The following is a 19925-nucleotide window of genomic DNA, read 5'->3' on the forward strand; positions in this document are numbered from 1 at the left end:
CCCCGGGCCATCTGGCGGAGTCCGGTAATAGACGTCAGCCGCGGGGATGATGTTCCGCATGCAGGCTCTGCAAGCGGGCGCGCGCGACGTGGGTATAGATTTGTGTGGTCGACAGGCTGCTGTGGCCCAGCAGCATCTGCACCACGCGCAGGTCCGCCCCGTGGTCCAGCAGATGCGTGGCAAATGCATGGCGCAGGGTGTGCGGCGACAGCGGCGACTCGATGCCGGCACGGCGCGCGTGAGCCTTGATGCGGTACCAGAAGGCCTGACGCGTGAGCCCGCCGCCACGCCGGGTGACGAACACCGCCTCGCAGGGCGGGTGACCGTCCATCAGGTCCGGCCGTGCCTCGCGCTGATAGCGAGCCAGCCAGTGGGCCGCCTCCTCGCCCAGTGGGATCAGGCGTTCCTTGTCGCCCTTGCCGGTAATGCGCACCACGCCCTGCCGACTGTTCACCTCCGACTGCTCCAGCCCCACCAGTTCGGAGACCCGCAGTCCGGTGGCATACATCAGTTCCAGCATCGCGCGATCCCGCAACCCGACCGCATCGTCGATATCGGGGGCCCGCAGCAGGGCCTCCACCTGGGCCTCGGACAGGCTGTCCGGCAACGGGCGCCCGGCCCGGGGGGACTCGATCCCGGCGCTCGGATCATCCTCGCGCTCGCCCTGGTGGACCAGATAGCGATAAAAACGCCGGATGCTGGACAGTGCCCGGGTGATGGACTTCGGCCGTGCCCCGGCCTGCATGCGGGCGCTGACATAGCCCAGGAGATCGGCCGCACGGGCGGATTCCAGGCTTGCCCCCCTGGGTTCCAGCCAGTGCGCCAGACCCTCCAGATCGCGCCGGTAGGCCGACAGGGTGTGGTCGGACAGACCCTCGACCGCCCAGAGCTCGTCCAGGAAACGGTCGAGGGCCGGAGATGCCGCCGTGGCGACGCTCACGCGTTACTGGCCACCAGGTTTCCCGGCATTGCCCGGGGCGTCCGGGTTCTCCGCGCGGAACTTGCCGGCCAGGTTCTCGAAGACCTTGGTCAGTTCCAGCGGCAGCGGGAAGAAGATGGTGTTGGCGTTGCCGTTGGTCGACATGTCGGACATCGTCTGCATGTAGCGCAGTTGCAGCGAAGAGGGGCTGGCCTCCATCTGCTGCGCCGCCTGCACCAGCTTTTCGGCCGCCTGCAGTTCGCCCTCGGCGTGGATGACCTTGGCGCGGCGTTCGCGCTCGGCCTCGGCCTGGCGCGCGATCGCGCGGATCATGGAGTCGTCCAGGTCGACATGCTTGATCTCGACATTGGTGACCTTGATGCCCCAGGCGTCGGTCTGGGCATCGAGGATCTCCTGGATGTCGTTGTTCAGCTTGTCGCGCTCGGAGAGCATCTCGTCCAGATCATGCTTGCCGAGCACCGAGCGCAGCGTGGTCTGCGCGAGCTGGCTGGTGGCGGCGTAGTAGTCCTCGACCTGGATCACCGACTTGGCGGAATCCACCACGCGGAAGTACAGCACCGCGTTCACGCGTACCGTCACGTTGTCCTGCGAGATCACGTCCTGGCTGGGCACGTCGAGGGTGATGATGCGCAGGTCGATGCGCACCATCTGCTGGATGCCCGGGATCACGATGATCAGACCCGGACCCTTCACCGACTGAAAGCGGCCGAGGAAGAAGATGACGCCGCGCTCGTACTCGCGCAGCACCTTGATCGACATCACGATGATGGCGACCAGGATGACTAGCGGGACGACAAAGAAACCGAGATCGTTCATGTCCTGCTCCTTCTGCGTTATGGGCTTGGCGGCGACCGGTCAGCCGGTCGTGGCAGTGCCCGGGGTGTCTTCTTCAGTCACGGGTTCGACCCGCAGCTTCAGGCCGTCGATCGCGGTAACCCGCACCTTCTGTCCTTCGCGGATCGGTGCCGAGGTCTCCGCGTTCCACTGTTCGCTGTGGACCCAGACCCGACCGCTGCGATCGAAGTCCTCGCGCGCCTCGCCGATCATCCCGATCATCTCTTCATAGCCGGTGGCGGGCTTCTTGCCGCGCAGGCTGAACAGCCGTCCCAGCACCCAGACGGACAGGATGCCGATGGCGATGGCCGTGCCGATCACCAGTGGCAGGGCCACGTTCAGGTTGGGGTCGTCCCACAGGATGATGGAACCGGTTGTAAATGCCACGATGCCTCCTATGCCCAGCGCCCCGAAACTGGGCACGAAGGCCTCCGCAATCATGAAGATCATGCCCAGCAGCATCAGCGCCAGGCCCGCATAGTTCACCGGCATCACCTGCAGCGCAAAGAACGCCAGGATCAGCGCGATCGAACCGATCACGCCGGGGTAGATCGCGCCCGGGTTGGCCAGTTCGAAGATGATGCCGTAGATCCCCAGCAGCATCAGGATATAGGCGATGTTCGGGTTGGTGATCACGGACAGCAACTGGGTACGCCAGTCCGGATCCATGCGCACGATCTCCAGCCCTTCGGTCGCCAGCGTGCGCTCGCCGTCGTGCATACGCACGGTATGCCCGTCGATCTGGGCGAGCAGGTCGCTCAGGTTGTCCGCCACGAAGTCGATGACGTTCTGCTCCAGCGCGGCGGTCGCGGTCAGGTTGGAGCCCTCGCGTACGGTCTCTTCCGCCCAGTCGGCATTGCGTCCGTAGCGTTCCGCCAGGCCGCGGATATAGGACACCGCGTCCTCCAGCACCTTGCGCTCCATCGCGTCGCCGCCGCGGCGCGGGGCCGGGTCGTCCTCCAGCAGTTCCTCCTCGCTGGCGGGTTCGACCTCGCCGTTGGCGGCTCCATTCTCATCCGCAGGCTCATCCGCCGCGTCGGTTTCGTCGTCGCGCGCCTCGCCATTGGCCTCGTCGGTTTCCGTATCGTCGCGCGCGTCCTCGTCCGGCTCCGGCGGGTCCATGCCCGGGAGCCCGCCGCCGCCCATCTGCACCGGGGTGGCCGAGCCCAGATTGGTGGCCGGGGTCATGGCCGCGACATGCGACCCGTAAAGCATGTAGGTGCCGGCGCTGGCCGCGCGGGAACCCGCCGGGTGGACATACGTGACCACCGGCACATCCGATTGCAGGATGTTCTTGATGATGCTGCGCATGCTGGAATCCAGACCGCCCGGGGTATCCAGCATCAGGACCAGGATCTCGGCGTCCTCGGCCTCGGCCCGCTCGATCCCCCGGCGGATGTAGTCGCCGGTGGCCGGGCCGATCGCGTCATTCACCGTCAGCAACAGGCCGTGGCGATCCGCGGTCTGGGCCAGGCTCGAGGCGGCCAGCCAGCCGGCCCCGAGCACCAGGAGGGTCAACCACAGCAGGTGGCGCCAGCGGCGCCCTCCGCCCGCTCCTGCCTTGCGTCCAAATGAAACCCGCATGGGCTTCCTCTCCCGTCAGGGTGGATTCGTCGTACACTGCGTGCGCACACGCGACAGCCGACTCGCCCACCACGATAAACCAAAGGCCGGACCCGCGCCGAACCCTCAGACCCGCATGGACCCGCAGGCAAAGCAGACCCCGCCCGAGAATCTCGCCGCCGTGATCCTGGCCGGCGGTCAGGGCCGGCGCATGGGCGGGCGCAACAAGGGCTGGGTCGAGTATCGGGGCCGCCCCCTGATCGAACACGCCATCGCGCGCCTGCGCCCCCAGGCGCCGCGCCTGGCCATCAGCAGCAATACCGATATCGACCGTTATCAAGCGCTGGGGTTTCCCGTCCTGACCGATTCCCACGCCGATTATCGCGGCCCGCTGGCCGGGATCGCCGCGGCCTTCGCGGCCTTCCCCGACCACGCGATCCTGTGCGCGCCGGTGGACGCACCCGCGCTGCCCCTGGACCTGGAGTACCGCCTGTGCCAGGCCCTGGAGGCCCACCCGGCGCCGGCCGCCATTGCCCACGACGGCAACCGCCTGCAGCCGCTGTTTGCCCTCCTCGGGCCGACGGTGGCGCCGCGCCTGCAAGCGGATCTCGCGCATGGTTCGCTGGCGGTGGGACGCTGGTTTCACGAGATCGGCGCGATCACGGTGGACTTCTCCGATCAGCCGGAGGCATTCGCCAACATCAACACCCCCGGGGACCTGATGGGCTGAACGCCCCTCGCGCCCCGGCCGGATCTCGCTATACTCGGACGCGCTTAACGCAGGCAGGCCACCATGATCCAGTCCACCTCCAACCTCCCGCGCATCGGCTTCGCCGCCTGGAGCGGCAGCGGCAAGACCACTCTGCTGAAGGGCGTGATCCCGGCCCTGCGAGCCCGCGGCCTGCGTCCGGCGATGATCAAGCATGCCCACCACGAGTTCGACGTGGACAAGCCGGGCAAGGACAGCCATGAGCTGCGCCATGCCGGCGCCGACCAGATGCTGGTGGCCTCCGGTCGGCGCTACGCCCTGATGGTGGAGACCCCGGAGACCGACGATGGCCGCGTGCCGGACCTGGACATGCTCTGCGCGCGCCTGGACCCGCGTCGCTCCGACCTGATCCTGGTCGAGGGTTTCAAGCAATGGGACCTGCCCAAGATCGAGGTGCATCGGCCGTCGGTGGGCAAGGCCCCGCTGTACCGCGAGATCCCCGGCGTGGTCGCGGTCGCCACCGATGCCGCCACACTGGACTTCGACGGCCCGCTGCTGCCGGTGAATGACCCCGACGCAGTGGCGGCCTTCGTCATCGACTACCTGGACATCCACCCCTGACCCGGAGACCCCCATGCCCGAGGCTGCCCCCGGCTGCGACGAGTTCGATCCCAACGCCAAGACCCTGGAACAGGCCCGTACCGCGATCCTGGAAGCCTGCCAGCGCCTCGAGGAACTGGAGACGGTGGCGCTGGAGCAGGCCCTCGGGCGGACCCTGGCGGAGCCCCTGGCCGCGCGCATCGACGTGCCGCCGGCCGCGGTCTCCGCGATGGATGGCTACGCCCTGCGCGCGACGGACGCCGCCAAGGGTGCGCGCCTGGCACTGGTGGGCACCTCGGCGGCCGGGCACCCCTGGGATGGCGAACTGCAACCAGGCCAGTGCGTGCGCATCCTGACCGGCGCGGTGATCCCGGACGGGGCCGAACTGGTCGTGATGCAGGAGCAGGTGGAACGGGACGACGCCACCATCCTACTGCACAACGGCGACCTCGCCACGGGCCACAACATCCGCGGCCCGGGTGGCGACACCGCCGCCGGTACCCCGCTGTATGCCGCCGGGACAACCCTGGGCGCCGCCGAGATCGGGGTGCTGGCGAGCCAGGGCATTGCCCGGGTGAAGGTACTGCGCCGGCCGCGCGTGGCCTTCTTCTCGACCGGGGACGAACTGGTGCCCGTGGATCAGCCACTGGGCCCGGGTCAGATCCATGACAGCAACCGCCACACCCTGCGGGCGCTGCTCGCGGCCTACCCGGTCGAGGTGCAGGACTACGGCGTAATCCGCGACACCGAGGATGCGGTGCGCGAGGCCCTGACGCGTGCCGGGGCAACGGCCGACGTGATCATCACCACCGGGGGGGTCTCGGTCGGCGATGCCGACCATGTGACCCGCGTGCTGCAGGCCTCCGGCCAGGTCGGCTTCTGGAAGCTGGCCATCAAGCCCGGGCGCCCCCTGGCCTTCGGGCATTTCGGCCAGGCCCACTTCTTCGGTCTGCCGGGCAACCCGGTGGCCGTAATGACCACCTTCGCCCTGCTGGTGCGCCCGGCCCTGCAGCAGCTGGCCGGGCGCGCAGCGACCGCACCGCAGACCCTGAACGCACGCCTGCTGGAAGACCTCCACAAGACCCCCGGGCGCAAGGATTTCCAGCGCGCGGTGCTGGAGACCGACGAACGCGGCTGGGTGGTGCGCGCCGCCGGCGGCCAGGGTTCACATCAGTTGCGCGCGATGAGCGAGGCCAACGCCTACGTCGTCCTGCCACGCGAATCCGCCGGGGCCCGTGCGGGTGACTGGGTGGAGGTCCTGCCGTTCCGGGAGATCTTTCCGACCCCCTGAGGCCGAGTCAGTCGGCCTGGATCAGCGCGGCGAATTCGCGCTCCAGCAGGGCCTCGTCACCGAGGTTGAGCTCGACCAGACGGCGCAGGTGGGAGGCGGATTCCAGCGGCATGGCCTCGATCTCCACGCCCAGCCACAGGCCCTCGTGCCAGCGCACCCGGCCCTCGAAGGTGATCCGCGCCTCCTCGCTGAGCGGGATGTCGACACTGACCTCGTCGCCATCGGCCATCGCGGGAAGATCCGCGCCCTCCAGCAGCACGCCCTTCAGGGAGATATCCTCCACCCGGACCGGGCCGCCCCCGCCATCGGTGAGCAGGGTAGCCGGAAATTCCAGGGGGATACGTTGAAAGCGTCGCTCCATGCGGCAAGACTACGCCCACTCCGCACCCGCGGCCAAATCCAGAACCACCCGGAACGCCCATGACCGAAACCGCCGCCTCGTCCATCGACGGCCAGCCCTCCAGCCTGCTGCGCCGCCTGGCCGCCATCGTCTACGACGCCCTGCTGCTGGTGGCGATCTGGATGGTCCTCGGCCTGCTGGTGGTCATCCTCGGCAACACCACCGGGCTGTACTCGCCCCGCGCCCATTTCGTGCTCAACCTGATCGTGGCCTGGGGGTTCTTCTACTGGTTCTGGACGCGCACCGGGCAGACGCTCGGCATGCAGGCCTGGAACATCCAGCTGCGCACCGAGGGCGGGCACGCCGTCAATGCCTGGCAGGCGACGCTGCGCTATCTGGTTGCGGTCGCCCAGTGGCTGGTGATCCTGATGGCCATCTGGGCGGTGCGCGAATACGGCGCGGTCGCCGTTACCGTGGTTACCGCGGCGGCGCTGTTCGCGATCGGCCTGTCGCAGTTCCACCCGCGGCGCTGGATGCTGCACGACTGGCTCACCGGCACCGAACTGGTGCGCATCCCCGGCCTCGCCAAACCCCGCTGGAAACAGAACCGCAAGACCTGACCTCAATCCGGTTGTTTGTTTCACCACGAAGCACACGAAGGCACGAAGAAGGGCAAAGGGCGGATTCACCACGGAGAACACAGAGGACACGGAGAAAGCCGAAAGGCTTTCGGATCGAACCTCGCCGGGACGGGTCGAGCCACGCGAAATCTACCGGGGGTGGTCGGTCCGCAGGCTTGATGCGATCTGTTGCGCACGTCGGCACACTGCCCGCCGCCAAACAAACACCGTTTTTCTCCGTGCCCTCCGTGCTCTCTGTGGTTCAATCGCTTTTGACCTGGCCCTTCTTCGTGCCTTCGTGCGCTTCGTGGTGCACAACCATCAGGGGGCGAGCCAGAGGCCGAGGTCGTCCAGGGCCTCGGCGATCTCGGTGGCGATGCGGCGGTAGCCGCGGGCGTTGGGGTGGACCGGGTCCGCGCGCAGATCGCTCTCGGACAGCACCCCCGAGAGCACGCCCTCGATCAGGGGCACCTGTTCCTCGTGCGCCAGCTCGCGGTAGATCGGGTCGTCCCGCAGGCGGCCGGTGGCCGCGCCCAGGGCGGAGGCCCGCGGCACCCCCAGCAGCAGGGGCTGGGCTCCATGGTCGCGAACGGTCTCCACCAGTAGACGCAGATCCTCGCGCACCGCGGCCGGGTCGCGCTGGCGCAGGAAATCGTTGCCACCCAGCCAGATCAGCACCAGATCGGGCTCGTGCGCGCGCAGGCTCGGGGCGAGACGCTCGCGGGCGCTGCTGGCGCGATCCCCGGGCACCCCGTCGTTGACGATCGTCCAGCCGGTGATCGCCGCCAGGCGCGCCGGGTAGTCCTCGCCCGCTCCGGCCCCGGTCCCGTGGGTCACACTGTCGCCGAAGGCCAGTACTGTCGCCTGGCGCGGGAGCGGATCGAAGTCGCCCGGGACGCCGCTCCCGCAGGCCACCAGCATGGCGACCAGCCCCAGCAGGAAGCCCGCGCGCAGCCAGGCCATCATGTCTGGCGCCCCATGCGATACAGCGCCACCAGTGCCAGGATCAGGAACAGCACGACCGGCAGGCTGGCGGCGACGAAGGGCGGCAGGTTGTAGACCAGCCCCAGGTGGGTCATCGCGCGCATCACGATGGCGAAGGACACGCCGATCGCGATGCCGATGAACAACCGCCGGCCGGCCCCGCCCTCGCGCTGGGAACCGAACAGGAACGGGATGGCCAGCAGCAGCATCACGAAGGTGCTGGCCGGCAGGGTCAGGCGTTGCCAGAACGCGACCTCATAGGGGGCCGAGTCCAGGCGATTCTCCTGCAGGTAGTCGATATAGCGCGCCAGATTCTGCGCCGCCATCTGGCCCGGCTCGACCACCAGCACGTCAAAGTACTCCGGTGCGATCAGACGCTCGATGGTCTCGGTCTCCAGACGCTCGGACTCGACACGTTCCAGCGACAGCCGCGAGCGTTCCACCTCCTGCAGCCGCCAGACCCCACCCTCGTACTGTGCGCTCTGGGCGCGCGTGATCTCGCGCGGCTCGCGGTTCGCATCCAACTCGATGATGCGCACCCCGATCAGCCGATTGTCCGGCAACACGGTATCCGCCTGCACCATGCGCCGGCCATCGCGTGCCCAAAGACCGATCGGGCTCACACTCAGCTGTTCGTCGAAGGCGGTCGCCTTCAGGTTCTGCGCCCGGCTCTCGGCGGCCGGGGCGAAGAACTCGCCCACCACCACCATCGCCACCACGACGACCAGGCCGGCCTGCATCACCCAGCCGATAAAGCGGCCCAGTGTCATCCCGGCCGCGCGCATCGCGGTCAGCTCGCTGTTCGCGGCCAGATTGCCCAGCCACAACAGACCACCCAGCAACGCCGCCGACGGCAGCATGTCGTACATCCGCCGCGGCAGGGTCAGCGCCACGTAAAGAAGCGCCTCGGTCAGCCCGTAGTTGCCTCGCCCGGTGTCGCGCAGCTCGTCGATCAGCGCGAACACCGCATCCAGCGCCACCAGCAGGACCACGGCCAGCGCGGTCCCGATCAGGACCTGGCGCATGATGTAGCGCCCCAGCACCGTCGTCATGGCGTCACCTCGTCACGCTCCATGGCCCGGCCGAGGCCCAGCATGCCCTTGCGCCAGGCGAGCACCAGCCAAAGCACCAGCATCGAGCCGTGCGTCCACCACAGGCCCAGGGCCAGCGGCGTGCGCCCGTCCGCCAGCTGGCCCTGCCCCAGGATCAACAGGTTGGCATACAGCACGTAGACGCCGATCGCCGCCGGGATACGCGCATAACGGCCGGTGCGCGGCGGCACCTGCGCCAGCGGCAGCGCGATCAGGCTCAGCACCAGGATCGACAGCGGCATGGCGAGGCGCCATTCCAGCTCCGCGCGGTGGTCGGGGCGATGCCGCTCCTCCCAGAGAGCCAGCGTCGACATCGCGTTCAGCGAGCGGCGCCCCGCCCCGGCGTCCGGTTCGGTGATCTGGGTCCGCAGGCGCTCGAACTCGAGCATGCGGAAGCTGCTTTCGCCCGGCACACCGACGTGGCGGTAGCCGTTCTCGAGGATCAGGAAGCCGCTGCCCTCCGCCCCGGGATCGGGGATCGCGCGCTCGGCCACGGTCACCTGCGCCTCGCCCTCCACCTCCCGGTAGATGAACACCTCCAGCAGCGCCTCGCGGTCTTCGCTCAGGCGCTCGGCGAAGAAGACCTGCTCGCCCACCCGCGAGCGCAGGAAACGCCCGGGGGTAATCCCGACCAGGTCGGAGCGCTGCTCGGCCAGGTCGCGGAACTGATCGATCTGGGCCTCGGTACGCGGCACCACCAGCATCATCAGCACCAGCAGCAGCAGCGTCGCGGGCACGGCCACCCACAAAAGCGCGCGATAAAGCGCGGCGAAGGACATGCCGCTGGCCTGCAGCGCGACCAGTTCGCTGTCGCGCTGCAACCGGCCCAGCACCAGCATGAAGGCCAGAAACAGCGCCACCGGCCAGAGGAAGACAATGCCCTTGAAGGCACCGAAGGCCACCAGCGGCGGCAGAAAATCGACCGGGATCGTGCCCTCGGCGACGTCCCGCAGCACCCGCGCCAGCACGCCGCCGATGATGACCAGCAGCAGGACGATGGTGACCGCGGTCTGGGTGACCAGCAGCTCGCGGGCGATGAAGCGTTCGGCACGGCGCAGAATCATGCGCGCATTACCCCGCGGCCCGCGCGGCGCGTGGTCGGTCGCCGCGTGGCGCTGGTACCATGATGGAACTCATTTTCGGGAGGCATTCATGCAATTCTCCGTCACCACTTCGACCCTCGACAAACCCCGCGCCGGCATCCGCGCCGCCGGCATCAATCACAAGCGCAATCCGGCCGCGGGCGCCAGTGCCCTGGATGCCGCGCGCGACGGCGAGATCGCGGCACTGCTGAAGGCCGGCGAGATGGATGGCGAGGCCGGCAGCCGGCTGTTGCTGCCCGGCGGTGGCAGCCCAGGCAATCAGGGGAAGGGTAGCGCACTCCTGATCGGCCTGGGGGCGAAGAAGGACTTCGACGCCCGCGCCGCGCGCAAGGCGGCGCAGGCCCTGGCCGCCGCACTGGTCGAGCGCCCGGCCACCAGCGCCGCGATCGCGGTCGCGGACTTCCAGCCGCGCGGCAAGGACATCGCCTGGGTGGTGCACACCCTGGTCGCGGCGATCTCGGAGGCCGCCTACCGCTTCACCCCGTTCAAGGGCAAGGAGAAGACCACCCCGGTGAAGCTGGACAAGATCCAGCTGTGCGTGGAGCGCAAGGACGCCGAGACCGCGAAGCAGGCCTGCACCGAGGCCGCGGCGATCGCCACCGGCGTGAACCGCGCGAAGGACCTGGGCAACACCCCGCCGAATGTCTGCTACCCGGAGAGCCTGGCCGACACCGCCCGCGAGATGGCGAAGCAATACAAGCAGCTGAAGGCCACGGTCCTGGACGAGAAGGACCTGGAGAAGCTCGGGGCTGGGGCCATCCTGGCGGTCGGCAAGGGTTCCGAGCGCCCGCCGCGCCTGATCGCGATGGAGTACTCCGGCGGCAAGAAGGGCGACGCCCCGGTGGTGCTGGTCGGCAAGGGCATCACCTTCGACACCGGCGGCATCTCGCTGAAGCCCGGCGCCGAGATGGACGAGATGAAGTACGACATGTGCGGCGCGGCCAGCGTGTTCGGGGTGATCGAAGCCTGCTGCGAGCTGGGGCTGCCGGTCAACGTGGTCGGCGTGGTCACCAGTGCCGAGAACATGCCCGATGGCCGCGCGACGCGCCCGGGCGACATCGTCACCACCCTGTCCGGGCAGACCGTCGAGATCCTGAACACCGACGCCGAGGGCCGTCTGGTGCTGGCCGACGCCCTGACCTGGGTTGAGCGTTACAAGCCGAAGGTGGTCATCGACATCGCCACCCTGACCGGGGCCTGCATCATCGCCCTGGGCCATCAGGGCGCGGCAATCCTGGGCAACAACGAGCGCCTGGCGAAGGGTCTTCTGGCCGCCGGCGAGGAGACCGGCGATCGCGGCTGGCAGCTCCCGCTGTGGCCGGAGTACCAGGAACAGCTGAAGAGCAATTTCGCCGACATGGCCAATATCGGCGGGCGCCCCGCCGGCACCATCACCGCCGCCTGCTTCCTGTCGCGCTATACCGAGGACTACACCTGGGCGCATGTCGACATCGCCGGCGTGGCCTGGAAGAGCGGCAAGGAGAAGGGCGCGACCGGCCGCCCAGTGCCGATGCTGATGCGCTACCTGCTCGACCAGGCCTGATCCGGGTCGGGCGCGGATGACCCACGTCAGCTTCTACCTGCTGCAGGACCCGGCCCCGGAGGCGCGCCTGCGCTTCACCTGCCGCCTGGCGAAAAAGGCCAGCGGCCAGGGCCATCGCGTGCACATCCACACCGGCTCGCCGGACCTGACGCGCACGCTGGACGAGTGGCTGTGGACCTTCGAGGACACCGCGTTCCTGCCGCACAGCACCGACGTGCGCGATGCGGACGTCCCGGTCTCCCTGCACGAGGCCCATGCCCCGTCGGATCGCTGTGATGTGCTGATCAACCTGGCGCCGGAGGTGCCAGAGTACTGCGGGCGCTTCGAGCGCGTCGCGGATATCGTCGGTGGCGAGGAGTCGGAACGCGAGGCGGGCCGCGCCCGCTACCGCTACTTCAAGGAACGCGGCTACCCGCTGGAGCACCACAACATCCAGTAAAGGGACGCTGACGGCGGCGGTTCAGACGCGCGGTGGCGGATCGGGAATCTCGCGCAGCCAGGCCTCCAGCTCGAACAGGGGCAGACCGACCACATTGGTGTAGGACCCCTCGATCCACTCGACAAAGGCGGCGCCGCGGCCCTGGATGGCATAGGCGCCGGCCTTGCCACGCGGCTCGCCGGTCGCCCAGTAGGCCGCGATGTCGGATGACGTCAGCGGGCGCATGCGCACGCGGGTCGTCACGGTACGCGCCCGCATGGATGCACCGGGCCGGCCCAGCGCCATGCCGGATACCACCCGGTGCTCCCCGCTGGAAAGGCGTTGCAGCATGGCCTCGGCATCGGCGCAATCCGCGGGCTTTCCCAGGGCCTCGTCGCCCACCGCGACGACGGTATCCGCGGCCAGCACCCACTGCCCCGGGATGCCGCACGCGATGGCCGCCTTGGCCTTGGCGATGGCGAGGCGTTCGACCAGCGCCTCTGGGGACTCGCCCGGTAACGGGGTCTCGTCCACGTCCATCGGGGCCACCTCGTAGGCGAGCTGGATCTGCTCCAGCAGTTCGCGGCGGCGCGGGGATGCGGAGGCCAGCAGCAGCGGATGAGCCACGGGCGTCACGCGCGGTGGTAGGGGTGGTTGTTCAGCAGCGACCAGGCGCGGTAGAGCTGCTCGGCGACCAGCACCCGCACCAGCATGTGCGGGAAGGTCAGCGGCGACAGCGACCAGGCCCATTCCGCACGGGTGCGCACGGCCTCATCCAGCCCCGCGGCCCCGCCGATCACCAGCGCGACATCGCGCCCGTCCTGCTGCCAGTCCGCCAGGCGCCGCGCGACGCCCCTGGTGTCCACGCCCTTGCCGCGCTCGTCCAGCAGAATCACGCGGGCGCCCTCGGGTATGGCCTTCAGCAGGATCTCGCCCTCGCGCCGCAGCAGCGTGGCCGTATCCATGGACTTGGCCCCGGAGGGACCGGCCAGGGCCTGCAGGTTCAGGTTCAGCTCGCGCGGCAGACGACCGGCGTACTCGTCGAACCCGGCCGCCACCCAGTCGGGCATGCGCTTGCCGATCGCAATCAGGTCCAGGCGCATGGCGGCGCGCCCCGGTCAGCCGCGCAGGCGGCGGACGCGCTCCAGGCTGGGGTCCTCGGGCGCGGCCTTTTCGGTATCCGCGGCCTCCTCGGCCAGCCAGAGCTTTTCCAGGTTGTAGAAGTCGCGGGTCTCCGGGAGCATCACGTGGACGATCACGTCGTTCAGGTCCACCAGCACCCACTCCTGGCTCTCCTGGCCCTCGACCCCCAGCGGCTGGATGCCGGCCTCCTTGGCCTTCATTGCCACCGACTCCGCGGTGGACTGCACGTGACGCCCGGAGGTCCCGGAGGCGATCACCATGTAGTCCGCCAGCGTGGTCTTGCCGCGCACGTCGATGCTGCGGATGTTCTGGGCCTTCATGTCGTCCAGAGCGGTAGTCACCAGCTCCAGGAGTTGTTCACTGTTCATGCTGTCGGTCATATCCCGTGATTGCGGTTCGACACGGCCCGGTACAGGCCGCGGTCGTGGATGTAGCGATTGACGGCGCCGGGGAGCAGGAAGCGCGGGCTGCGCCCGGCCTGCAGTTCATCCCGGATCGCGGTGGCGGAGATATCGAGCTGGGTCACCGGCTGGAAATAGACCCGCCCGCCCGGGGCATTGCGCAGCACCGCCGGGTCGCGGGTTGCGGCATTACCCAGCCAGCCCCCCAGATCCTGCGAGGCCGGGCTGCCGGGACGATGCGAGACCACGATATGCGCCAGATCGAAGATCTGCTTCCAGCGGTTCCACGACGGCAGGCCGGCGAAGGCGTCCATGCCCATGATCAGCACCAGCGGTGCCTCCGGCCCCAGCTCCTCGCGGAAGCTGAGCAGGGTGTCGACGGTGTAGGACGGCCCTTCGCGATCCAGTTCACGGCGATCGGCCACAAACCCCGGCACGTCCGCGATGGCACTCTCCACCATCGCCAGCCGGTCGTCGCTGCCGGTGCCCGGGCTCGCGCGATGCGGCGGCACGTGGCAGGGGATGAAGTGTACCCGTTCCAGGCCCAGATGCTGCTGGATCTCCAGCGCCGGACGCAGATGCCCGAAGTGGATCGGATCGAAGGTGCCGCCGAGGATCCCGATCACGCCGGGCGTGCCCCAGAGAGACGCTGATCCAATCGCGCGTCTTTCTCAGCCACGCACATGACCGTCGCCGAACACCACGTACTTGAGGGTCGTCAGCCCGTGCAGGCCCACCGGGCCGCGCGCGTGCAGCTTGTCGGTGGAGATGCCGATCTCCGCACCCAGGCCGTACTCGAAGCCGTCGGCGAAGCGGGTGGAGGCATTCACCATCACCGAGCTGGAGTCCACCGCGCGCAGGAAGCGCCGGGCCCGGGTGTAGTCCTCGGTCACGATGCTGTCGGTATGGTGCGAGCCATAGGTATTGATGTGGTCCATCGCCATATCGAGGTCGTCGACCACGCGGATCGCGAGGATCGGCCCCAGGTATTCGGCCACCCAGTCGTCCTCGGTGGCCTCGGCGATGTCCGTCCCGGTGTGCGCGAGGATGGCCCGGGTGCGCGCGCAGCCTCGCAGGCTCACCTGGTGTTCCCCCAGGGCCGCCGCCAGGCGCGGCAGGAAGGCCTCGGCCTGATCCGCGTGGACCAGCAGCGTCTCCATGGTGTTGCAGGTGCCATAGCGCTGGGTCTTGGCGTTCACCGCGACCGCCAGCGCCTTGTCGAGATCGGCCCCGCCGTCCACGTACACGTGGCAGACGCCGTCCAGGTGCTTGATCACCGGGATCTGCGACTCGTTGCTGACGCGTTCGATCAGGCCCTTGCCACCGCGCGGCACGATCACGTCCACGTACTGCGGCATGCGCAGCAGCGCGCCCACCGCCGCGCGGTCGGTGGTCGGCACCACCTGCACCGCCTCGCGCGGCAGCCCGGCCTGCTCCAGCCCGGCCTGGATGATCGCGGCCAGGGCCTGATTCGAGTGCAGGGCCTCGGAGCCGCCGCGCAGGATCGCGGCGTTGCCGGACTTCAGGCACAGCGCGGCGGCGTCGATGGTCACGTTCGGGCGCGACTCGTAGATGATGCCGATCACGCCCAGCGGTACGCGCATCTGGCCGACCTGTATGCCGCTTGGCTGATAGGCCATGTCGGAGATGGTGCCCACCGGATCGGGCAGGCCCGCCACCTGGCGGCAGCCCTCGATCATGGTGTCGATGCGGGCATCGGTCAGCGCCAGGCGGTCCAGCATCGCGGCGTCCAGGCCGCGCTCGCGTCCGGCCTCCAGGTCGCGACTGTTGGCCTCCGCCAGTTCGGCACGGCGCGCGGCGATGCCCTCGGCGATCGCGTGCAGGGCCGCGTTCTTCGCGCCCGGCTCGGCCTCGGCCATGCGCCGCGAGGCCACGCGCGCGGCACGGCCCAGCGCCTCGACCTGGGCGATCACATCGTCGGCTACGGATTCGGTGGGGTTCACGGCAGCGTTCATGCGGTCAGACTCGTTCCGGGTTCAGGGCGGGTTCGGCCACGGTCAGCGGGCGCCCCGCCATACGGGCCACCAAGTCTAGCAACCCCTGCCGGGCATTGCCGTTTTCCTGACCCTTGATCACGCGATCCACGCGCGCGGCCTCGGCCAGCAGGCCCCGCGCCTGCGTCAGGCTCAACCGCGACATCGCCTGGCGCAGGGCCTTCTGGCCATCGCCGAAGCTGCCCTGGAAGGCCTCCTTGTCGGGCGCGCCGGCGGCCTTGCGCTCCATCGCCTGCACCAGCAGCCGGCATTCGCGCGCCAGCGCCCAGAGGATCAGCGGCTCGGCCTGGCCCTCCTCAAGCAGCCCCTCCAGCATGCGCAGCGCATGGCGGACATCGCCGCGCAGCGCGGTCGGCGCCAGGGCGAACAGCTCGAAGCGCGCCGAATCGGTGGTGGCCTCCGCCATTACGGTCTCGTCGATCTCGGTGACGCCGGCCAGCGCCAGCTTCTCGATCTCCTGACGCGCGGCCAGCAGGTTGCCCTCCACCCGCGCGACCAGCAGCGCCAGCGCCGGGTCGGTGATGCGCAGCCCGTTCTTCTGCAGGCGCGCGCGGATCCAGCTGCCCAGCTGGGCCGGCGGCACCGGACGCGCATGGATCACCACCGCGCGGTTTTCCAGGGCCTTGAACCAGGCGGCCCGGCGCATGTCGCGGTCCGGCCTGGGGAGCTGCAACAGCAGCACCAGATCGTCCTGCGGCTCGCCGGCATAGGCCTTCAGGTGGTCACCACCGGTCTTGCCCGGTTTGCCGGTGGCCAGGCGCAGGTCCAGCACCGTGCGCTCGGCGAACAGCGAGCGGTCGCGGATCGCGGCCTCGAACGGCCCCCAGTCGGACTGCGCGGTCAGGTCCAGCACCGTGCGCTCGAGGAAGCCCTGCTCGCGGGCGGCCGCGCGGATCGCGTCGGCCGCCTCGATCGCCTGCAGCGGCTCCTCGGCCAGCAGCAGGTAGATCGGCGCCAGCCCGCGGGCGAGATCCTGCTCCAGGCGGGCGATATCCAGCGCCATTACGGGGCCGGGTCCTCCACCGCCTCGCGCAGCGTACCGTCCGGCTCGGTCAGCGCCGCAATGCGGCGCTGCAGCTGGCTGACGATGTCACGGTCCATCGCTTCGCGCAGGGTGGCCTCGCGCTCACCGCGGCTGAGCACGGCGGTCCCGTCGAACAGGTAGATGCGCGAGGCGCGCAGCGGCCCCAGGTCCACCGCCTCGCCGTCCACCGGGCGCAGGCGGGCGTTGACCGTGCGGATCAGTTCGTACTCGGAGACCCGGGCAGCCTCGGTCACCGACAGGGTGCGGCGCTGATCGTTGACCGAGCGGATCTCGAGGATCGCACCCTGCCCTTCCGGCCGCTGATTGACGATCTCCACGCCGGAGGCGCCCAGGGTCACGGCCAGTTCGCGGTACAGCGAGTCGCGCGTATTGATGCCGGTGATCTGCACTGGCTGCAGCGCCTCCGGCCACTCGCCACTGCCCCGCAGCTGGAATCCACAGGCAGCCAGCGCGGCCACCAGCACCAGCACCAGCCCCGCACGCAGCAGGCCGGTCATTGCGGCTTCACCACGAAGTTGACCAGCCGGCCCGGGACCACGATCACCTTGACCACGTTCTGCCCCTCGATATGGCGCTGAACGTTCTCGTCGTTGCGGGCAACACTCTCGATCGCGTCCTTGTCGGCGCCGGCCGGCACCGCAATCTCGGCGCGGCGCTTGCCGTTCACCTGCACCGCCAGGGTCTCCTGCGCGGCCTGGCGTGCGGCCTCGTCGACGGCCGGCCACGGGGTTGCCGCCACCAGGTCGTCGTGCCCCAGGGCCTGCCACAGGGTCTCGGTCACGTGCGGGATGATCGGCGCCAGCATACGCACGATGCCCTCCAGGGCCTCCTGACGCACGGCCACGGCCTGCGCACCATCCTTCGGGAATTTGCCGAGGTCGTTCAGCAGCTCCATGTTCGCGGCCACGGCCGTGTTGAAGGTCTGGCGCCGCCCGATGTCGTCGGTCACCTTGGCGATGGTGTCGTGCAGCTTGCGCCGCAGCTCGCGCCCGGCGTCGTCCAGGGCGTCCACGTCCAGGGCACCCGGGGCATCACCATTCACGTGCTCGTGCACCGCCCGCCACAGGCGCTTGATGAAGCGATGCGCGCCCTCCACGCCGGAATCGGACCACTCCAGCGACAGGTCCGGGGGGGCCGCGAACATGGTGAACAGCCGCGCGGTATCGGCGCCGAAGCGCTCGATCAGGGCCTGGGGGTCCACGCCGTTGTTCTTCGACTTGGACATCTTCTCCATGCCGCCGACCATGACCGGCTGACCATCCTCGCGGTGGCGCGCGGCCTTCACCGAGCCGTCCTCGGCGCGCTCCAGCTCGACATCGGCCGGGTTGATCCAGTCCTTCCCGCCGTCACCGCGTTCGCGGTAGAAGGTCGGCGCGATCACCATGCCCTGGGTCAGCAGCCGGGTGAATGGCTCGTCGGAGGCCAGCAGGCCCTCGTCGCGCAGCAGCTTGTGGAAAAAGCGCGCATACAGCAGATGCAGCACCGCGTGCTCGATCCCGCCGACGTACTGATCCACCGGCAGCCAGTGATCGGCGCGCGCATCGAGCATGGCCGTTTCATTGTCGGCGCAGGCGTAGCGGGCGAAGTACCAGCTGGATTCGAAGAAGGTGTCGAAGGTATCGGTCTCGCGCCGTGCCGGCTTGCCGCATTCCGGGCAGGTTGCCTCGAAGAACTCGGGCATGCGCGCCAGCGGCGAGCCGGCGCCGTCCGGGATCACGTCCTCCGGCAGGCGCACCGGCAGGTCCGCCTCCGGCACCGGCACCGCCCCGCAGTCGTCGCAGTGGATCACCGGGATCGGGCAGCCCCAGTAGCGCTGGCGCGAGATGCCCCAGTCGCGCAGGCGGTAGTTGCGCCGGCGCCGGCCCAGCCCGGCCTGCTCCAGGTGTTCGGCGATCGCGGCCTTGGCCGCCTCGGAGGCCTGCCCGTCGAAGTCGCCGGAGTTCACCAGCACACCGGGATCGGTGAAGGCCGCGGCCTGTACGTCGCACTCGGTACCGTCGGCCGGGGCGATCACCTGCCAGATCGGCAGGTCGTATTTCGTCGCGAACTCGTGGTCGCGTTCGTCGTGTGCCGGCACCGCCATCACCGCGCCGGTGCCGTATTCCATCAACACGAAGTTGGCGACCCAGACCGGGACCTCCGCACCAGTCAGCGGATGGCGGGCGGTAAAGCCCAGCGACCGACCCTTCTTCTCCATGGTCGCCAGATCGGCCTCGGCCACCCCGCCTTGCGCGCAGTCAGCGACGAACGCAGCCAGTTCGGCATCATGTTCCGCCAGCGCCTGCACCCGCGGGTGTTCCGGGGCCAGCGCCATGTAGGAGACGCCGAACAGGGTGTCCGGACGCGTGGTATAGACGGTCAGCGGTTCGCCGCCATCCACCGCGAACTCCAGCTCCACGCCCTCGGAACGCCCGATCCAGTTGCGCTGCATGGTGCGCACCTGGTCCGGCCAGCCGTTGAGGTCGTCCAGGGCCTCCAGCAGCTCGTCGGCGTAGTCGGTGATGCGCAGGAACCACTGCGGCATCTCGCGGCGCTCGACCAGCGCGCCGGAGCGCCAGCCACGGCCCTCGATCACCTGCTCGTTGGCGAGTACGGTCTGGTCCACCGGGTCCCAGTTCACGGTCGCCTTCTTGCGATAGACCAGGCCCTTCTTCAGCAGGCGCACGAACAGCCACTGTTCCCAGCGGTAGTAGTCGGCATCGCAGGTCGCGAACTCGCGCGACCAGTCGTAGGCAAAGCCCAGGCGCTTGAGCTGGGTGCGCATCTGCTCGATGTTCTGGCGCGTCCACGCGGCCGGCGGGACGTGGTTCTGCATCGCCGCGTTTTCCGCCGGCAGGCCGAAGGCATCCCAGCCCATCGGCTGTAGCACGCTTTTGCCCTGCATGCGCTGGAAGCGGGCGATCACGTCACCGATGGTGTAGTTGCGCACATGCCCCATGTGCAGCTTGCCCGAGGGGTAGGGGAACATGGACAGGCAGTAGAACGGCTCGCCGGCGGCGTCCTCGCGCGCGCGGAAGCAGTCGGCCTCCTCCCACTGGCGCTGTGCCTGCGCCTCGACCGCCTCGGGGGAATAGTGCTCCTGCATGCGCCTCACCTGTCCTGATCGCCGAAAACAAAGAACTGCGCAGAATACCAGCGCCCCCCACCCCCTCCAAGGGAAACAGCGCCCCGCAGCCTCGCGCGGCGCAGGGCAGAGATCCGGAGGGACACCCGGATCACCGGCGGCCTGTGAACCGCGTCACGTCAATTCAGGAACATGCCCCCGGCTCGGACTGCCTCACTGGG

General features: G+C 69.2%; 21 protein-coding genes. 6 read left to right on the forward strand and 15 right to left on the reverse strand.

The genetic code is table 11. The annotated features are described in order from the left end of the window. Nucleotides 1-34: 34 nt before the first annotated feature. The 3 genes from xerD to D103_RS0108035 are packed head-to-tail and all read right to left on the reverse strand — an operon-like array spanning nt 35 to nt 3358. Complete coding sequence (gene xerD / locus D103_RS0108025; protein ID WP_018876448.1) at nt 35-940, reverse strand: site-specific tyrosine recombinase XerD; 906 nt, start codon at nt 938-940, stop codon at nt 35-37. 3 nt (nt 941-943) lie between these two features. Beyond that, on the reverse strand, nt 944-1756 hold the full coding sequence (locus D103_RS0108030) for a slipin family protein (RefSeq protein WP_018865717.1): 813 nt from the start codon (nt 1754-1756) through the stop codon (nt 944-946). A 39-nt stretch (nt 1757-1795) separates the two neighbouring features. Then, nucleotides 1796-3358 carry a nodulation protein NfeD gene (locus D103_RS0108035; RefSeq protein ID WP_026280312.1) on the reverse strand — a complete coding sequence of 521 codons (1563 nt, stop codon included), beginning with the start codon at nt 3356-3358 and terminating at the stop codon, nt 1796-1798. Between the two features lie 115 nt (nt 3359-3473). Between D103_RS0108035 and mobA the strand changes: the two genes are divergently transcribed. The 3 genes from mobA (at nt 3474) to glp (ending at nt 5937) form a co-directional block, all read left to right on the forward strand. Continuing rightward, nucleotides 3474-4067, forward strand: a complete 594-nt coding sequence (gene mobA, locus D103_RS0108040) for a molybdenum cofactor guanylyltransferase MobA (RefSeq protein ID WP_018876450.1) — start codon at nt 3474-3476, stop codon at nt 4065-4067. A 63-nt stretch (nt 4068-4130) separates the two neighbouring features. Next, nucleotides 4131-4667, forward strand: a complete 537-nt coding sequence (mobB, locus tag D103_RS0108045) for a molybdopterin-guanine dinucleotide biosynthesis protein B (RefSeq protein WP_018876451.1) — start codon at nt 4131-4133, stop codon at nt 4665-4667. A 13-nt stretch (nt 4668-4680) separates the two neighbouring features. Continuing rightward, nucleotides 4681-5937, forward strand: a complete 1257-nt coding sequence (gene glp / locus D103_RS0108050) for a gephyrin-like molybdotransferase Glp (protein WP_018876452.1) — start codon at nt 4681-4683, stop codon at nt 5935-5937. Nucleotides 5938-5944: 7 nt separating this feature from the next. On the opposite strand, the gene D103_RS0108055 is transcribed toward glp, so the two are convergent. After that, entirely contained in the window at nt 5945-6298 is a 354-nt protein-coding gene (locus tag D103_RS0108055; protein ID WP_018865712.1) for a PilZ domain-containing protein, read from the reverse strand. A gap of 59 nt (nt 6299-6357) precedes the next feature. Here D103_RS0108055 and D103_RS0108060 point away from each other — a divergent pair, with 59 nt between their 5' ends. Next, nucleotides 6358-6897 (forward strand): RDD family protein, encoded by a 540-nt coding sequence (locus D103_RS0108060; RefSeq protein WP_018865711.1) that lies wholly within the window; start codon nt 6358-6360, stop codon nt 6895-6897. A gap of 321 nt (nt 6898-7218) precedes the next feature. Here D103_RS0108060 and D103_RS0108065 read toward each other — a convergent pair whose 3' ends face one another. From D103_RS0108065 to lptF, 3 genes are read right to left on the reverse strand one after another with little or no spacing between them, the layout of a single operon-like run. Next, a complete protein-coding gene (locus D103_RS0108065; protein ID WP_018876453.1) occupies nt 7219-7863 on the reverse strand; it encodes a GDSL-type esterase/lipase family protein in 645 nt (214 codons plus the stop codon). After that, nucleotides 7860-8933, reverse strand: a complete 1074-nt coding sequence (gene lptG, locus D103_RS0108070) for an LPS export ABC transporter permease LptG (RefSeq protein ID WP_018876454.1) — start codon at nt 8931-8933, stop codon at nt 7860-7862. Before lptG ends, D103_RS0108065 begins: the two co-directional genes overlap by 4 nt. After that, nucleotides 8930-10036, reverse strand: coding sequence for an LPS export ABC transporter permease LptF (gene lptF / locus D103_RS0108075; RefSeq protein ID WP_018876455.1), 1107 nt, complete (start codon nt 10034-10036; stop codon nt 8930-8932). The genes lptG and lptF overlap by 4 nt, the downstream gene beginning before the upstream one ends. Nucleotides 10037-10124: 88 nt before the next feature. On the opposite strand from lptF, the gene D103_RS0108080 reads away from it, so the two are divergent. Both D103_RS0108080 and D103_RS0108085 read left to right on the forward strand, forming a co-directional pair. After that, the gene (locus D103_RS0108080) at nt 10125-11618 is read left to right on the forward strand and encodes a leucyl aminopeptidase (RefSeq protein ID WP_018876456.1); all 1494 of its coding nucleotides are present in this window, start codon (nt 10125-10127) and stop codon (nt 11616-11618) included. 16 nt (nt 11619-11634) lie between these two features. Continuing rightward, nucleotides 11635-12057, forward strand: a complete 423-nt coding sequence (locus tag D103_RS0108085) for a DNA polymerase III subunit chi (RefSeq protein WP_018876457.1) — start codon at nt 11635-11637, stop codon at nt 12055-12057. Nucleotides 12058-12078: 21 nt separating this feature from the next. Here D103_RS0108085 and D103_RS0108090 read toward each other — a convergent pair whose 3' ends face one another. From D103_RS0108090 to leuS, 8 genes are read right to left on the reverse strand one after another with little or no spacing between them, the layout of a single operon-like run. Beyond that, on the reverse strand, nt 12079-12672 hold the full coding sequence (locus D103_RS0108090; RefSeq protein WP_018876458.1) for a nucleoside triphosphate pyrophosphatase: 594 nt from the start codon (nt 12670-12672) through the stop codon (nt 12079-12081). Continuing rightward, nucleotides 12669-13139: a 23S rRNA (pseudouridine(1915)-N(3))-methyltransferase RlmH gene (gene rlmH, locus D103_RS0108095; protein WP_018865704.1), complete on the reverse strand. Its 471-nt coding sequence runs from the start codon at nt 13137-13139 to the stop codon at nt 12669-12671. Before rlmH ends, D103_RS0108090 begins: the two co-directional genes overlap by 4 nt. Before the next feature lie 15 nt (nt 13140-13154). After that, nucleotides 13155-13547 (reverse strand): ribosome silencing factor, encoded by a 393-nt coding sequence (gene rsfS / locus D103_RS0108100; RefSeq protein WP_026279156.1) that lies wholly within the window; start codon nt 13545-13547, stop codon nt 13155-13157. Nucleotides 13548-13555: 8 nt separating this feature from the next. After that, nucleotides 13556-14206, reverse strand: coding sequence for a nicotinate-nucleotide adenylyltransferase (nadD, locus tag D103_RS0108105; RefSeq protein ID WP_018865702.1), 651 nt, complete (start codon nt 14204-14206; stop codon nt 13556-13558). Between the two features lie 45 nt (nt 14207-14251). Beyond that, nucleotides 14252-15556 (reverse strand): glutamate-5-semialdehyde dehydrogenase, encoded by a 1305-nt coding sequence (locus D103_RS0108110; RefSeq protein WP_018876459.1) that lies wholly within the window; start codon nt 15554-15556, stop codon nt 14252-14254. A gap of 4 nt (nt 15557-15560) precedes the next feature. Further along, entirely contained in the window at nt 15561-16598 is a 1038-nt protein-coding gene (holA, locus tag D103_RS0108115; protein WP_018876460.1) for a DNA polymerase III subunit delta, read from the reverse strand. After that, a complete protein-coding gene (gene lptE / locus D103_RS0108120) occupies nt 16598-17137 on the reverse strand; it encodes an LPS assembly lipoprotein LptE (RefSeq protein ID WP_018876461.1) in 540 nt (179 codons plus the stop codon). The genes holA and lptE overlap by 1 nt, the downstream gene beginning before the upstream one ends. Then, nucleotides 17134-19725, reverse strand: coding sequence for a leucine--tRNA ligase (leuS, locus tag D103_RS0108125; RefSeq protein WP_018876462.1), 2592 nt, complete (start codon nt 19723-19725; stop codon nt 17134-17136). The genes lptE and leuS overlap by 4 nt, the downstream gene beginning before the upstream one ends. Between the last annotated feature and the right edge of the window lie 200 nt (nt 19726-19925).

This window comes from Thioalkalivibrio sp. ALE31, from assembly GCF_000377405.1.
In the GTDB taxonomy this organism is placed as follows: Bacteria; Pseudomonadota; Gammaproteobacteria; order Ectothiorhodospirales; family Ectothiorhodospiraceae; genus Thioalkalivibrio.